12 protein-coding genes and 1 pseudogene are annotated in these 15282 nt (G+C 61.5%); 8 read left to right on the forward strand and 5 right to left on the reverse strand.

From position 1 onward, the window contains the following. Positions 1 to 425 precede the first annotated feature (425 nt). The 5 genes and pseudogenes from CXY71_RS02915 (at position 426) to CXY71_RS02935 (ending at position 5682) form a co-directional block, all read left to right on the forward strand. The gene (locus CXY71_RS02915) at positions 426 to 1154 is read left to right on the forward strand and encodes a hypothetical protein (RefSeq protein WP_104134200.1); all 729 of its coding nucleotides are present in this window, start codon (positions 426 to 428) and stop codon (positions 1152 to 1154) included. A gap of 297 nt (positions 1155 to 1451) precedes the next feature. Next, positions 1452 to 1736, forward strand: coding sequence for a hypothetical protein (locus CXY71_RS02920; RefSeq protein ID WP_104134201.1), 285 nt, complete (start codon positions 1452 to 1454; stop codon positions 1734 to 1736). A 209-nt stretch (positions 1737 to 1945) separates the two neighbouring features. Continuing rightward, the gene (locus CXY71_RS02925; RefSeq protein WP_146071672.1) at positions 1946 to 2203 is read left to right on the forward strand and encodes a hypothetical protein; all 258 of its coding nucleotides are present in this window, start codon (positions 1946 to 1948) and stop codon (positions 2201 to 2203) included. Positions 2204 to 2582: 379 nt separating this feature from the next. Continuing rightward, positions 2583 to 4895 carry a catalase/peroxidase HPI gene (gene katG, locus CXY71_RS02930; RefSeq protein ID WP_104134203.1) on the forward strand — a complete coding sequence of 771 codons (2313 nt, stop codon included), beginning with the start codon at positions 2583 to 2585 and terminating at the stop codon, positions 4893 to 4895. A 379-nt stretch (positions 4896 to 5274) separates the two neighbouring features. Further along, positions 5275 to 5682: pseudogene (locus CXY71_RS02935) on the forward strand (RidA family protein). Between the two features lie 640 nt (positions 5683 to 6322). Here the strand turns inward: CXY71_RS02935 and CXY71_RS02945 are convergent. Continuing rightward, a complete protein-coding gene (locus CXY71_RS02945; RefSeq protein WP_104134205.1) occupies positions 6323 to 7153 on the reverse strand; it encodes an aminoglycoside phosphotransferase family protein in 831 nt (276 codons plus the stop codon). A 61-nt stretch (positions 7154 to 7214) separates the two neighbouring features. Continuing rightward, positions 7215 to 8087, reverse strand: coding sequence for a hypothetical protein (locus CXY71_RS02950; protein WP_146072728.1), 873 nt, complete (start codon positions 8085 to 8087; stop codon positions 7215 to 7217). Between the two features lie 544 nt (positions 8088 to 8631). Between CXY71_RS02950 and CXY71_RS20910 the strand changes: the two genes are divergently transcribed. Next, complete coding sequence (locus CXY71_RS20910; protein WP_158252957.1) at positions 8632 to 8799, forward strand: hypothetical protein; 168 nt, start codon at positions 8632 to 8634, stop codon at positions 8797 to 8799. 639 nt (positions 8800 to 9438) lie between these two features. Here the strand turns inward: CXY71_RS20910 and CXY71_RS02955 are convergent. Further along, positions 9439 to 10956 (reverse strand): SulP family inorganic anion transporter, encoded by a 1518-nt coding sequence (locus CXY71_RS02955; protein ID WP_104134207.1) that lies wholly within the window; start codon positions 10954 to 10956, stop codon positions 9439 to 9441. A 113-nt stretch (positions 10957 to 11069) separates the two neighbouring features. Next, complete coding sequence (locus tag CXY71_RS02960; RefSeq protein WP_104134208.1) at positions 11070 to 12590, reverse strand: SulP family inorganic anion transporter; 1521 nt, start codon at positions 12588 to 12590, stop codon at positions 11070 to 11072. 197 nt (positions 12591 to 12787) lie between these two features. Here CXY71_RS02960 and CXY71_RS02965 point away from each other — a divergent pair, with 197 nt between their 5' ends. Next, positions 12788 to 13177: a MerR family DNA-binding transcriptional regulator gene (locus tag CXY71_RS02965; RefSeq protein WP_104133038.1), complete on the forward strand. Its 390-nt coding sequence runs from the start codon at positions 12788 to 12790 to the stop codon at positions 13175 to 13177. Positions 13178 to 13192: 15 nt separating this feature from the next. On the opposite strand, the gene CXY71_RS02970 is transcribed toward CXY71_RS02965, so the two are convergent. Continuing rightward, complete coding sequence (locus CXY71_RS02970; protein ID WP_233198082.1) at positions 13193 to 14464, reverse strand: MFS transporter; 1272 nt, start codon at positions 14462 to 14464, stop codon at positions 13193 to 13195. A 351-nt stretch (positions 14465 to 14815) separates the two neighbouring features. On the opposite strand from CXY71_RS02970, the gene CXY71_RS02980 reads away from it, so the two are divergent. After that, the gene (locus CXY71_RS02980) at positions 14816 to 15259 is read left to right on the forward strand and encodes a hypothetical protein (RefSeq protein ID WP_146071585.1); all 444 of its coding nucleotides are present in this window, start codon (positions 14816 to 14818) and stop codon (positions 15257 to 15259) included. Positions 15260 to 15282 lie beyond the last annotated feature (23 nt).

A 15282-nucleotide genomic window follows, 5' to 3' on the forward strand; every position in this document is an offset into this window, starting at 1 on the left:
CGTGGACTTCCCTTCCGCGAATCACACGCAACAGAGCGTGTTCAGTTATCACGTGAACGGTATCCCGTAGGGGGTTCCCCTCCGACACAGATAACTTCGGTCCTCGCCTGTCAAACGTCAGTGCTGTTAGGTCGGGTTGGTCGTCCGTCGATGGTGCACCCTTGTAGATCCAGGTCCGACACGTCCGTCTGCGACGTTCCGACAGTGAATGAGGGTACGAATCCCCCGCGGTCGCCAACCGTTCCTTTCGTGAAGGTGCACGGCAACTTGTAGCGCGCCGGCGCTATTGCTCGGCCGATCATGCTCCAGCTCCGGGATCCCTTATAACGGAAGCATAACTTTCTGTGCCCAGAAGCATCGCCATGCTGGCCGCGCACATAGTGTCCTAGACACGGAATCAACATACGAAACTCAGGTGAAAATAAGTGAAGAAAACAGCGTTTCTCGGAATCAAAGCCACTATCTTGGGCCTCAGCCTTGCTGTCCTGCCACTGACTGCAGCCGCAGCCACGATGCCGTCCGATGAGGAGAAGTCATCGCCGACCGGCGAACAACCCGAGTCTGCAGGATTTCATGACGTGGCAACGGAGACTTTTAATCGCGGTGGTGATGTCAACGCAGCATTGGCGGAAATTGGATACACGGAAGTGACCGCGCCAACAGCGTCTCCGCGCAGCACCGGGGCTGACGTCAACATGGGAGCAGTGCAAGTCTTCACATCCGGTGGCCCAATCGGTTCATACGGCATTCTCGCAACGTATTCATGGAATGACACGAATGCCAAGTTCTTCGACGGCACGAGCACTGACGTGATGGGAATCAGCTTGAGCGACCCTCGGAATGTTCAGTCCAGTTCCGCGAGTTTCTGCAACACAGCAAATGACTGTATGGGCATCACCAACCCGGAGACCCTCAACCAAAACGGGGTTGCCTATGCCAACTCGGGGGCCGGCAGCGACAATGTTCGCGCAACAGTCGGCCTAACCATCGATCGGGCTGGCCCTTGCGATTTCCAAGCCTTCTCAACCTATAGCCATGGTTGGGACGAAACCGTACTCACCGGCGTAGGTATAGGTCGCGGCTCTGTGAGTGTGAGTTGGAACACCAGCGGTCAGAACTTCGCTATCGCGGGCGGACCCGGTAACTGCGCGTAAGCGCGTCGGCGCAGGGAACCGGCAATGGGTGACATGGACGTAAGGCTTGGACCTCAGCCCCGATTTCCAGAGTTAGACAGATGAAGGGAACTGACTATGCGAAGACGATTCGTCTTTCCAATTGCAATATTAGTGGGAGCGTCACTGTCAGCGTGCACGTCTTCAGGCGAGACGGCACCTGAATCTCAGACCCCCGTCGCCATCACCGTGACGTCGGAATACAACCCTGGAAATCTTGGCGGTGGCGTCACGTGGACGGTTACGGGAGGCGCGGGACGTATACCCGACGACGCCAGCGTGCTGGTCAGTATCGCGCGAACCGGTGCCGAGGTGGTGATGCCGTCAACCGAATCCAGCGACGTGACCGATAGCCTCCTCGAACGTGTGGGGGAAAACCCGGAGGCTGCGCAGGTGATCGTAACCTCCGGCACCAACAGCGGCGAGATCGCATTCGCCCTCAGCGCCACGGGTGAAGATGCGCCGGACGAAATCCCCCGCGTTCACATTGCCCTGATGGATAATATTTCAGGTGATGTGGTCGCTGTTCGCTCGGTGGCTGTCGCAATTATCGATCTGAGCTAAGCCAGCTCACAAGGATGGCTGGTCCGAGATCGATTGAACATGGAGTCCTGCCGAGATTCCGCGCGGCACCTCATCTGGATTCCCCTAAAACGCAGCTGGCATTGGGCCTGTTCCATCACGCTTCCGCTTTGAGCTGTCGCTGTCGCCGTTCGGCTTACGGGCGGTCGCATGAGCGACACGCAAATTTCTCCGAGCGTATGCTCGGCTGCATGGGTTCGATACCCCCGATCCGCAAGACGCGAAGCACCGTCATCATCCTGGCGGCCGCGGTCCTCGCTGTCGCTGGCCTGGCGCAAGTTTTGCTTCGGATCGCTGAGGGGGAGGGCGAGCCGGGTGACATATTCGTGTTGGTACTCGGTGCCATTCAGTTCATCTGCGGGCTAGCGGCGTTCATCTATTACGGTCGTCGCCGCTATCTGCAAAAATTTGCGCTCGACAAGTCTCAGGATGACTCGCCTGAAAGCTAGCGCGCGATCCGCCATCAGCAACCCGTGAGGGTCCCGACAGCCCCCATCCTCCGGGGTCGGTTTCACCGGGCTTCGCACCGCCCGCACCGCAGCAATCGGCGCAGGGCTTTATTTAGTTTGGCCGTCGTGCGCTCGGCCACCGCACCACCGCCGTGTAGAAGTCAGTCACTTTCTTGGCAGGCCACGCGCACCTTGCGGGAATACGATCTTTCTCTATCGGGCTTCCCGTCACGTCGGCAGCCCGCGACGCACCGCCTCACAGCAGCGTCGAAGCATCGCTGCACCACAGATTGACGCCGCTGCGATGCGGCGGCTAATCGTTAAATTGTGACCCCGACGACACCGTTTCTCATCCAGCTAAAGCACACAGGGAGCATCAATGAGCACTGACGACCAGACCAACACATGCAGTTTCCACATGAGCGGTGCGCTGCCAGCAGGTGGCGACGACCTCGGTGGCACCTTCGGTCAGTCGCCGACCCTGGACAGTTGGTACCCGCAGCGTCTCCGGGTTGAGCTTCTCCACCGGAACGGCGTAGACGCCGATCCGCTCGGCGCGGACTTCGACTACGCGGCGGCTTTCGCCACGATCGACCTCACGACGCTCAAGTCGGACATTAAGCGACTGCTCACCACATCGGTCGACTGGTGGCCGGCGGACTACGGCAACTACGGTCCACAGATGATCCGAATGGCGTGGCATGCCGCCGGCACGTACCGAATTGCCGACGGCCGTGGCGGAGCGGGCACCGCGATGCAGCGGTTCGCACCAATCGGAAGCTGGTGGGACAACGCCAACACCGACAAATCACGACGACTCCTACAGCCGATCAAGCACCAGTACGGCAACGCTCTGTCGTGGGCCGACCTGATGGTCTTGACCGGCAACTGCTCCCTCGAGTTGATGGGCCTGCCGACGTACGGCTTCGGTGGTGGACGACTCGATGCGTGGGAACCGGACGACGGTACCTGGTGGGGCCCGGAGGTCTGGAACCCGCACGCGGTCGCGAGCCCTGACGAGATGGTGACCCGCGACGAACGCTGGCATGGTCAGAACGGCGACGCGGGCTACGACTTGCAGAGCCCCCTGGCCGCGTCGCACCAGGCGCTCGTCTACGTCAACCCTGAGGGGCCCTATTCGAACGGCGACCCGCTGGGCTCAGCACGCGACATTCGCATCACGTTCACGCGGATGGCGATGAACGACGAGGAAACGGTGGCATTGATCGCCGGTGGCCACGCGTTCGGTAAGAGCCACGGCCAGGTACCCGCATCCGACATCGGACCATCACCCGAGAAAGCCCCGATCGAGTCGATGGGGCTCGGTTGGCACAACCCGGTGGGTACCGGCAGTGCCGAGCACACTTCGACCAACGGCATCGAGGGCAGCTGGTCTCCGAACCCGACACAGTGGGACAACACCTACCTCGAGAACCTGTTCGCGTACGACTACGAGCAGACGAGAAGCCCGGCCGGCGCGCTGCAGTGGACACCGACTGACTCGGATGCGCCGAAGACTCCGGACGCCCACGTACCCGGTCAGATGTACCCGCTCATGATGATGACCTCGGACATCGCACTCAAGGTCGACCCGGAGTATCGGGCCATATGCGAGCGTTTCCTGGCCGACTTCGATCTGTTCACCCTCGCGTTCTCGAAGGCCTGGTACAAGCTCACGCACCGCGACATGGGGCCGAAGCACCGGTACCTCGGCCCGGAGGTCACCATCGCCGACGACCTGCTCTGGCAGGACCCGCTCCCGGACGCAGCAGGATCCTCACTCGACGAGGCCGACGTGGCAGCGCTCAAGGAAGCCGTCCTCGCGACCGGGCTGTCCGTGTCCGACCTCGTGTACACGGCGTTCTCCGCCGCCTCTACCTACCGCGACAGCGACAAGCGCGGAGGGGCGAACGGTGCCCGCCTGGCCTTGTCGCCGCAGAAAGACTGGGCGGTCAACCGACGCACCGTCCCAGTCATCGACGCGCTGCGGAACGTGCAGGCGGCTTTCACGGCGACGTCGGGCGGACGGAAGGTGTCTCTCGCCGACCTTATCGTCCTCGCCGGCAGCGCCGCCGTGGAGCAGGCGGCACGGGCGGCAGGATCTGACGCCAGCGTGCCGTTTACGCCAGGCCGTGTCGACACGACGCAGGAGTTGACCGACATCGAGATGTTCGAGTGGCTGCGACCCATTGCGGACGGGTTCCGCAACTTCGTGTCCGAGCGCTTCGAAGAGTTTGCTCCGGGCGTCGCGCCCGAGGCGGCATTCCTCGACAAGGCGAACCTGTTCACTCTCACCGCACCGGAGTGGACTGTCCTGCACGCCGGGCTCCGCGTGCTCGGCAGCAACTGGGACGGGTCCGACGTGGGTGTGCTCACGGATCACGTCGGAGCCCTGACGACCGACTTCCTCGTGAATCTGACCGACACCGACCTCATCTGGACCAAGGACGACGAGACCGCGATGACCTTCACTGGTCGGGTTCAGGCGACCGGCGAGGCTCGCTGGAGGGCCTCCCGGAATGACCTGGTATTCGGCTCGAACGCGCAACTGCGGTCGATCGCCGACGCCTACGCGGGCAGCGACGGGCACGAGCGGTTCGTCCGCGCATTCATCCGGGTCTGGTCGAAGGTCATGATGCTCGACCGCTACGACGTCAAAGGCCACAAGCGTTACGGGGCGATGGCCGCCTGACCCTCCAAGCCGTCGAGGCCTTGACCGAACGACGCTTGAGGCCGCGAGCCGAACGTTGCACGGATTGATCAGGCTGGGGACGGCCAAGGAACCTCCGCGGGCAGCACGTGGTCGACCACACTCGCACCTCGACGGCCTGCGAGGGTGGACGGGCCGCTATGCCCTGGAAGCCGGTGCCCCCACTCGTAGAGACGCCGGCCGGATTTGCTTTGGCCTCGGGTCGCGAGAGGGTGCCGCTGATGTTCTCTGTGGCGGCTCGTAAGGCCTGAGCCTTCCGGGGACATGTCCCGCTGAGGAATGCGCGTGACCGGTAGAGGTTCGGTTTGCGGGCGTTCGTGAGCAAGCCAGCCGCGCGTTGGCTTTCCCATACAGTGAGGGCATGTCCCAAAATGTTGTCTTGATCCGTTCTGCTGAGCTTTCCAATGTGGCTCAGTATGCCTACGCTGCAACAGCTCCCGCTGAGGCGCGCCTCATCTTCCTGGCCGGCGCCTGCCCGCTCAATCTCGATGGCAGCACCGCAGGAGTCGGAGACTACTCGGCGCAGGCCAGCAAGGCGATGGAAAACCTCGTTATTGCCCTGCACGCAGCGGGCGCCCGACTCGATGATGTCCTGAGCACACGAGTCCTCGTCGCCTCCTCTAATCAGAGCGACCTCGTCAAGACCTGAGCAGTCGTTCGCGAGGCCTTTGGAACGCATGACGTACCGAGCACGCTCATAGGCGTCACCGTCCTCGGGTATACGGATCAGCTCGTCGAGATCGAAGCCGTCGCTGCTGTGATCGACTGACGAGGCCGTCCCGCAGGGGTTTCGGCTTACGGGCACGACGTTTCGAGGGCCGCGTCGGCAATCCGAGTCAAGCAAGCTCGAATCAGGGCTGCGAGATCAGAAAGTGCGCGACGACTGTCAGGGCCAGGATTATCGGCACAGCGAAGACGGTACTTCGGGACATACCGCCCAGCCACCGGTTTGCTCTGGGCCGAAGCAGCAGCCCGACGATGACAGTCGCGAGCAGCGCGAAGAGGATACCTGCGCTAATCAGCGACGCACGAAAAGGTAATGACTGTGGTGGGCACACCGCTGGAAGACTGGCCGAACAGGCCCAACCGGGCAGGACCGGCTGCGCCATCCAAAGCACTAGCAAGCCCAGAAAGACGACGCAAGCTGCGACTACAGGTGAGCGCGTGGCGCCGCGTGTCTTGTTGGACATGTCGCCAGACTATCGATCAGGCACTCCTGTTGCACGACGACCACGGCGTCGCGGCCGTCCCCGAAGAACTGTATGTTCTGAGTGCAAGCGCTATATGCGTCGCGCATTTCTGCATTGCGCATGATGCCAGCCTATGTAACCGTCCCACTGAACGTTCCCCTTGCGGGGGAGCCACAGCAGGTCGGGTTTCCGAGTGGAGGTTCTACCGGCGGCGAAGTATTAGCCGAACTCGCTCAAGATGGCGTGCACGGTCCATGGTTGTCCACCGCTGTTGTTGGTCCACGTCACCGAAAGTGCGCACCATGCAATGACCCACGACCGCACCACGTCAACGTCGAGCCCCGAGTGCTCGCTGACGATCGCTAGGCGGCGGTGAAAACGAGACAACGCCAAGTCTGCAGTGGGGTTGCAGAAGATATTGGCGTAGTCGAAGGCGCGGTGACCAAAGATGCCCTTCGGGTCTATGGCCAGCCAGCGGCCATCGAAATCAAGAACATTGCCGTGATGGACGTCGCCATGGAGAACCACCTGGCCCTCCGTGTCCGAGGCCTCCAGCAACTCCCGCGCCATGGCTGCCACTCGCGCCAGGCTGCCGGCCTGCAGTCGTGCTGCGTCGGTGCCGATGAGGTCGTGAAACCATTGCGACAAAGGCACCACCTCAGCGGGCGGCGCCGAAATAGCAGAGGCGCTGTGGAGAGACGAGATGGTTCCGCAGAGGATGTGGGTGACCTCATCATCAAGACCTGTCTGGCTCATCGTGGTCAAGTCACGATGCCCGGATGCCCGACCCATGAGAACGGCCTGGTCGTTGACCTCATACACCTCCGCTGCGGCCGAGCCTGCCCACCAAGCCAGGACGGGGCCACCGCGGCCCTCTTCGGCGATCCGAGCGACCTTGAGCATGACGTCTCGATTATGCCAGCGCCCCGGAACCAACCAGCTGGAGGGCGTCGTCACCGTTTCGCCGTGTGGCTGGATAGCCCAGCGATCTAAATAGATTGGCACTGTTCCCGCAACCCAATCCACGAGCACGATTGTACGGGCTGACACGCAAACCCGTCAGTTCCCGCCACTACGCTTGGGAAACGCCCGCGTCGCGTGAGACGTTCGGCTACCGAGACTCCGCGGATGGTTCGCGTACCCGACGGATCAGGTTCACGACTAGCAAGACGGAATCAGCGGTCATGCCGGCTGCGCGACGATCTCCGTTACGGCGGTGCTTCGTAGCCTGAGCCAGCTCAATTGCTGCGCGCACGACCTTGCGCAGTTCCGCACTTTCTGCGCCCGCCAACTCCGCCTCAGCCACTGTCCCGAGCCGAACCTTCGTGTTCGAGACGGGTGGCTCATCCTCGCCAGCCTGACCGTGACGAGAATAGTCGTATGCGGCCGAAGAAAGTGCTTCGAGTACAGCCACTGCGTCGTTACCGACGTTCGAGTAATCCTGTTCCGTGCGAGCGTTTTGGAAGTGCCGGCGCATTTCATTCAGTTCCTCGTCTACCCGCCGCCACCCTGTCGCCTTCCTCGGAGAAATCGGATCGGCCAGCGCTCCTGACAGGGCATCCGTTTCACGAGCGTCGAGCACCTCATGGAGCGCATCGAGCTGCCCGTCGACCATGTCCCGCCGAGCCTGCCAACTTCCGTGGCCATCGTTGGCTCGCCAGTACTTGCGGAACGTCTCGAAATCGCGAAACGGCGGATCGAACGAATCGATTCCCAATCGTGCGAGAACTGCTTTCAATGCGCGGATGAGAAGCCGGGAGTCCTCGTTGCTCAGTGGCGATCCTGAAGTGCCGTACGCATCGAACTCGTCGTGCACGACACGAGCAAGCGGCACCGCGATCTCCAAGTCACCACGATCATCGTCGGGACCGTGGAGTAAGCCTTTAAGGAGTGGCATGTCAAGAGCTGACTGCTGCGTAACCTCGGCGCCCCACGCATTCGTCACCACCTCTTCGCCGGCCAGGTAGAAGTCCCACGTTCGCATGGTGCTCATCCTAGCCAAGGGCTCACCGCCCGTCGTTTCACCTAGCGATCGGCTTTCGGAACGATGAGGCGTCCCGGTGATCGTTCCGCTTCCGGGAATGAATTAAACCGTTCGTGGCGCCGGCGTCACTCGTTCAGGCTGCCCCAGATCCTTCGCACCAGCGGAGCAGTTCTCCACCCCCTGTCGCCCGAACCGTGGACGGTGTACACATGTCCCATGCTGATTCACGATGTCGCTGCGGCCGAAAGCGCCCCCTCATGACGAGGGTCATTCGGGAAAACCCTTTGTTGCTCCTTGAGCGGCCGCAGCTGTGCTCTAAACGAGCCCTCCCCGCCTGCAACGCATCATCGGAAGTTCCGGACGCTCTCACAGGACACTTGTCCTCGCGGCGGACGCCAACCAAACCCGGAACTGCAGTCACAGCCGCACAGGAGGAACGCTCTGGGCCAAAACGCTGTACTGACGAGGCTCGCACCATTTGCTCACGAACGGCACTCGGCGCGACCATAGCTGCTGGTGGAGAAATCACCGAGGAGGCCCACCGGTGTTAGACCGCACCGTCCTCGCCCGTGCCCTCATCGCCGTGGGCCTGCTGCTCGGCATAATTGTTCTCATTGGTTCACTCGTGAACGGATTTGTTTACGGAATTATTGTGGGCGCATTTCTCTTGGCAGGATCGATTGTCGGCCTGCTCGTCACACGACAGTCCTGACTAATTGACTCAGCTGCACAGTGAGCACCTGGCTGTCGCTGCCAGCCCAATCGATCCAAACGTTCACGGCTTGAACTCCATCCCCTCGAACTCAGTGATAAGCGCTCCACGTCCTGACCCGCAGAGGGTTCCTCTTGCGCGCCATCCTGAGCCTTAAGCACCGAGCAGCGCGTGTTGCAAGCCGATTCGTATCTAAGGTGTCTCGTAACCAAAGCGTGTCGAAACCCATGGGATATGCGACAGTCATCACTGTGTCGCAAATGAGGCGTGACTCGGACAGACATATTTACCGGGCGGGACATCCGGACAACATCGTTGATGATTGCGTGACGTCCGATCAGCGATGGGCCGACGGGTCGTTGGTTGACGGGTCGCGGGCGCTAAGGTGTGCGACAGGGCCACAGACGGACGTCAGCCTTAATTTCAGAAAGACCCGAGAGACCTCCCAGACACTCGCCCTCATGCGAGGTTCGGCTGTACCGCCCTCCGAGGATATTGTTTCGCGGACTTCTCGTTCAGTTTTCGTTTGTCATTTTTTTGGCCACTCGCGGAATGTCGCACGGTGAGATTGACGAGGCGAAGCGCCAATTGGGACGATTTTCTGACGTCTTGGTGCTGCACTTTGGAGCATCGAACTTGTCAGTGGCCAGCGCCGAGGTTTCCGGCCAGGCGACTGTGCAGCTCGGTGCTGGCCTTGTTAAGCCCCTCGATGACGACGTGCTTGTCGTGGCGCTCGTACTTGTAGGTGATCGCGTCGAGGGTGGCGACCGTGGAGGCGTCCCAGATGTGGGATGCGGACATGTCGATCACGATGCGGTCGGGATCGTCGGCGTACTCGAACTGCGTCATCAGGTCATTGCTGGAGGCAAAGAACAGGGCGCCTGTGACTGTGTAGTAGGCGGTGGGTACGGGCTGGTTGAGTTCGACGGTGCGTTCCACCCGGGCGAGGTGGGCGACCCGGCGGGCGAAGGCGACCATGGCCACGATCACGCCGACGACGACGCCGATGGCGAGGTTGTGGGTGAGGACGATGACGACGACCGTGGCGACCATGACGGTCGTCTCGCTCTTGGGCATCCGTTTGAGCGTTGACAGACGGATGCTGTGCCAGTCGAACGTGAGGTACGACACGATGATCATCACGGCGACCAGGGCGGCCATGGGTACAACAGCGAGCACGTCGCCGAGGCCGAGCACGAGCACGAGTAGAAAGACTCCGGCGAGGAAGGTGGAGATGCGGGTGCGGGCACCGGAGGCCTTCACGTTGATCATGGTCTGGCCGATCATGGCGCAGCCGCCCATGCCGCCGAAGATGCCGGACATGACGTTGGCGACGCCCTGACCCCAGGTTTCGCGGGTCTTGTTGGAGTGGGTGTCGGTGATCTCGTCGACGAACTTCGCGGTCATCAGCGACTCGAGAATTCCGACCAGGGCCATGCCGAGGGCGTAGGGGGCGATGATCGTGAACGTGTCCCAGTTGAGCGGAACGCTGGGAAAGAACAGCTCGGGCAGGCTCTGCGGGAGTTCGCCTTGGTCGCTGATGGTGGGCACGTTGATGGCGATGACGACGGTCGCGACGGTGAGAACGACGATGGCCACGAGCGGGGCGGGGATCACCTTGGTGATGCGCGGCATCACGATCATGATGATGAGGCCCGCGGCAACGAGCGGGTAAACCATGAACGGCACGCCGAGCAGCTGGGGGAGCTGGGCTGTGAAGATGAGGATGGCGAGGGCGTTGACGAAGCCGACCATGACGCTGCGCGGAATGAAGCGCATGAGCTTCGCGACGCCGATCAGGCTCAGCACGATCTGGAACACGCCTGCGAGGATGACGGTGGCGATGAAATAGTCCATGCCGTATTCGCGCGCCACCGGGGCGATGACGAGGGCGATCGCGCCGGTGGCGGCGGTGATCATGGCGGGGCGGCCACCGACGAAGGCGATGGTGACGGCCATCACGAACGAGGAGAACAGGCCGACGCGCGGGTCGACGCCGGCGATGATCGAGAAGGCGATCGCCTCGGGGATGAGCGCCATGGCCACCACGAGGCCGGCGAGAACTTCGCGGGTGAGCAGGCGGGGCGTGCGCAGTGCGGNAGGGGAACGGACCTCACGGAGAAGCCGAATGAATGGGAGTCGGCGACAGTGCCACATTGATCTTCGCAAGGTTACCTTAACGTAAGGGTCTATCGGTCCTGGCAGCACAAATCGGTCGAGCCCCCGTCATGCGACGGGGGCTCGACCTGATGAGGCAGTGGTGTGCCGGGTTAGTGGTCCGAGCCCATGTTGCCGGCGAGGCGGGCGTGCAGCAGGCTGCTCGCTTCGTTGAGTCCCTCAATCGTCACGGTCTTCTCGTGGCGACCGTACTTGTAGGTGATGTCGTCGAGGGTGGCGACGGTGGAGGCATCCCAGATGTGCGAGTTCGTCATGTCGATGACGATGCGGTCAGGATCGTCGAGGTAGCTGAACTGCGTCTTCAGATCGTTGCTGGAGGCAAAGAACAGGGCGCCGGTGATCGTGTAACAGGCGATGGGACCAGTCTCGTCGACGGTAAGGCTGCGTTCAACCTGGGCGAGGTGGGCGACGCGTCGGGCGAAGGCGACCATAGCGATGACGACACCGATCACGACGCCGACCGCGAGGTTGTGTGTAGCGACGACGGCGACAACGGTGAAGACCATGACGGTCGTCTCGCTCTTGGGCATCCGCTTCAGCGTGCTCAAGCGGATGCTGTGCCAATCGAAGGTCAGCACGGACACGATGATCATGACCGATACCAGTGCGGCCATGGGCACAACGGATAGCACCGGGCCGAGGCCCAGCACGAGCACGAGCAGAAAGGCGCCGGCGAGGAAGGTAGAGATGCGGGTGCGGGCACCGGACGCCTTGACGTTGATCATGGTCTGGCCGACCATTGCGCAGCCGCCCATGCCCCCGAAGAAGCCGGAGAGCATGTTGGCAACGCCCTGGGCCCAGGACTCACGGGTCTTGTTGGAGTGGGTGTCGGTGCTCTCGTCGACGATCTTGGCGGCCATCAGCGACTCGAGGATTCCGACCATCGCCATTCCGAAGGCGTAGGGAGCGATGATCGTCAACGTTTCCAGGTTGAGCGGGATGTTGGGGAAGAATATCTGCGGAAGCGTCGTGGGAAGTTCGCCCTGGTCTCCAATGGTGGGGACATTGATCGATACCACGACGGTCAACACAGTGAGTACGACGATTGCGACGAGCGGCGCGGGAACTACCTTGGTGAAGCGCGGCATGACGACCATGATGATGATGCCGACCGCGACGAGCGGGTAGACCATGAACGGGACGCCCAGCAGCTGCGGCAGCTGCGAGGTGAAAATCAGGATGCCGAGGGCATTGACGAATCCGACCATGACGCTACGGGGAATGAACCGCATGATTTTGGCGACGCCGATGAAGGCGAAGACAATCTGGAAGACACCCGCCAGGATCACGGTAGCGATGAAGTAGTCGATGCCGTAATCACGCGCGACCGGGGCGATCACGAGCGCAATGGCTGCTGTCGCACCGGTGATCATGGCGGGGCGGCCACCGAGAAAGGCGATCGACACGGCCATGATGAAGGTCGAAAAGAGGCCGACACGCGGGTCCACACCGGCGATGATGGAGAAAGCAATCGCCTCGGGGATGAGGGCCATGGCCACAACAAGGCCGGCGAGCACTTCCCGAGTAAGGATGCGTGGTGTGCGCAGAGCTTTCATCACGGTGGGATCGGCTTTATACCGATTCTTCTCCGTGGTTTTTTCAATGATGGCCATGGGGCCTTCCTGGAGCGGGACACACGAGTGGTGTCAAATGAATAGAGAAGTGAATGTGGGCGCCCCATCGCGCACCTCCACCAGTCATCAGGGACAATGGTGGGAGAGTGGGCTCACATGACAATGTCAGCCGACTTCTGCAACACTACTCTAACGTTAGGGTTGATTGCTAATCCGTTCGAGAAAAGGTATCAACTATGACTTCCCAAGCCACCACGGGCACCATGCACATTGGAGAGCTCGCCGAGAAGACCGGTCTCTCACTGCGCACCATTCGTCACTATGACGAAATCGGGCTGCTCAAGGCCTCCGGTCGTACCGAGGGTGGTTTTCGCCTCTATACGCAGGAAGATCATTCTCGGCTGATCTTGATTCGACGGATGAAGCCGCTGGGGTTCTCTCTCGAAGAGATGATGGCGCTGTTGAAGATCATCGACACGCTGCAGGGCGGCGTGGCTGGTTCGGACAATCCGGATGTCCGCGCGGAGCTTGACACCTTCATTGCACAAGCGGTTGAGCGTCGGCAAAAACTCCAGGACCAGCTGGGAATGGCCGACGAGTTTCTTGAGGTTCTGCGCACTCAGTAGGGCCGGGCGGTCGCGCTAGGTGCGCTGCGGCGGTCGCACGAAGAGGGCGACGCCGATGATGATTACGGGAACAAGTGCCAGCGCCAGCGCAGGCGTGGTGAAGCTGCCGGTCAGGTCGAACCCGAGCGAGAGCGCGACCGGACCGAAAGCCGTCGACGCGAGGCCGATTGCCGTAGCGACTCCTCGGATATTGCCAATGTGTGCCAAGCCGTAATAGCGCACGTATGAGGCGGCTTCCATACCGCGCAGGCTCCCGCCGGCGGCACCAAGAACGAGGCCATAGACGATGGCCGCCACTCCGCTGCTCACCCACGGCAGCATAATAAGAGACGCGGCCAGCGTCACCATGGAAAACACGATGAAAACCTTGGGGCTGACCCGGTCGACGAGGCTGCCCGTGATCAGGGTGGCTAGGATCCCGGTCACGGTCTGCGGTAGAAAATTCGCCGCCGCCTCGAGCGGGGTCAGGCCCTGGGCGCCTAAAATGGCGATTTGATGAAACGCCAGCGCCGTTGTCAACATGCCCGAGGTTGCCAGGCTTGCAGCGATGACCCAGAACATGCCCGATCGGATGGCCTCCGGCAGCGTCCACGATTCTTTCTGAATGGTGAGTTGAGCCGTGGAGGGGGTCGATTCCGGATCGACGGCGGGGGCGCGTTTGGGAAAGACCAACGCCAGCGGAATGACCACCACAGCCACAAGCACCGCTTCCCACCGCCACGCATCGTAAATACCAACGGATGCGATCAGCCGCTCCACAAAGATCGGTGCGAGTGAGATGCCGGCCGAACCGATGGCACTCGCAATGCCGAGGGCCAGCCCGCGCCGATGGTGGATGGCCCGTGCAACCGCGGTGGTCGCGGCCAGGGTAAGCGCGCCCTGGCCGGCCATCCGAACACCGGTGAAGCCGGCGGTGAGTCCGATGATCTCGCCAACGAAGCTGAAGGCCAGAAGGATGACGGCAAAGCTAAGGCCAATCACGACCGTGACGGACCGTGCTCCCCATCGATCCAACGCCCGCCCAACAAACGGCTGCACGGACGCGCCAACGAGCGTGCCAATGAGATAACTGAGCGAGACATCCGTTCGCGACAGTCCCAGGTCGGCTATCAGGGGATCCGTGAAGACGGAGAGACCGGCAGTCTGGCCGGGGGCCGTCATGACCGAGATCAGCCCGGCGGCACCGATGAGGGCCAGCCAAGACCACGAGATTCGTGGGCGTGGGCGCGGCGCTGCCTCGCGGTCGGACGACGCAGAGAAATGGGGGGAGTGCGGTGTAGAAGACACGGAAGCTTTCACAAGAATGGAGCAGACGGCGCGCCAGCAGTGCGTTAGCTGCGACGTGGGAAAAGAGCGCATCTGGAAGGTTCGAACAGCTTTCGAATGGTGAGCGACACGCAAGCCCACCTACACTCTACTCTCACGTGAGAGGAAGGTGACCGATGGTGGATAGAAGATTGCTTTCAGTTCATACTCTTCCCTTACGTCACGGTAGAGTTGATGTAGGTGGTTGACAGAAAACTACGCGGTCCCTGACCTGATCGCGGCCCCTACTTCCCCGTTCTAGGTTCCCGAGAGGAGCACTTCATGTTCATCCATCCCCTCGCCCGTACCGACCAGCACCTGATTCAGGATTTCATGCTGACCAAGATCACCCTCCTGCTGGCCCGCCACGCGGAACATGCGGAGTGGAAATTTGAACTCACAGCAATGGACGACAAGTCCCGCGAAGGATCGTCGCAGGGACACACATTCCTCTTCATTTACACCGTTGCGCGATACTACATCGCGGTCAGGCGCGCCCACGCGGAATCCAACACCTCCGAGACCGGTCCAGATCGCGACGAGTCAACATTCTTCGGCGACTTCATCGATGCTGTCGCCAGCAACGACCCTAAACGAGCGTTGACACGGTGGTTCTCCACCGACATCAGCGCCGAAACCGATATCGCCGCTCCGGCAATCCGACAACTCGCCTTTGAATTTCTCGACCGGCTCACCATGCCAGCACCGGATTTCATTGCCAGTGACGTGGCCGATTTCCTGCCCGACCCATACGAACCTGACCATTGCGTGGGCTGACGCCCGCGCCCCAAGAAAAGAGC

The organism is Cryobacterium sp. Y62, from assembly GCF_002929785.1.
GTDB lineage: Bacteria > Actinomycetota > Actinomycetes > Actinomycetales > Microbacteriaceae > Cryobacterium.

Coding starts and splice junctions, on each gene's coding strand:
- CXY71_RS02960 (WP_104134208.1), bottom strand. CDS start 12,590: ATGGCCATCATTGAAAAAACCACGGAGAAGAATCGGTATAAAGCCGAT.
- katG (WP_104134203.1), top strand. CDS start 2,583: ATGAGCACTGACGACCAGACCAACACATGCAGTTTCCACATGAGCGGT.
- CXY71_RS02925 (WP_146071672.1), top strand. CDS start 1,946: ATGGGTTCGATACCCCCGATCCGCAAGACGCGAAGCACCGTCATCATC.
- CXY71_RS02980 (WP_146071585.1), top strand. CDS start 14,816: ATGCTGACCAAGATCACCCTCCTGCTGGCCCGCCACGCGGAACATGCG.
- CXY71_RS02965 (WP_104133038.1), top strand. CDS start 12,788: ATGACTTCCCAAGCCACCACGGGCACCATGCACATTGGAGAGCTCGCC.
- CXY71_RS02950 (WP_146072728.1), bottom strand. CDS start 8,087: ATGCGAACGTGGGACTTCTACCTGGCCGGCGAAGAGGTGGTGACGAAT.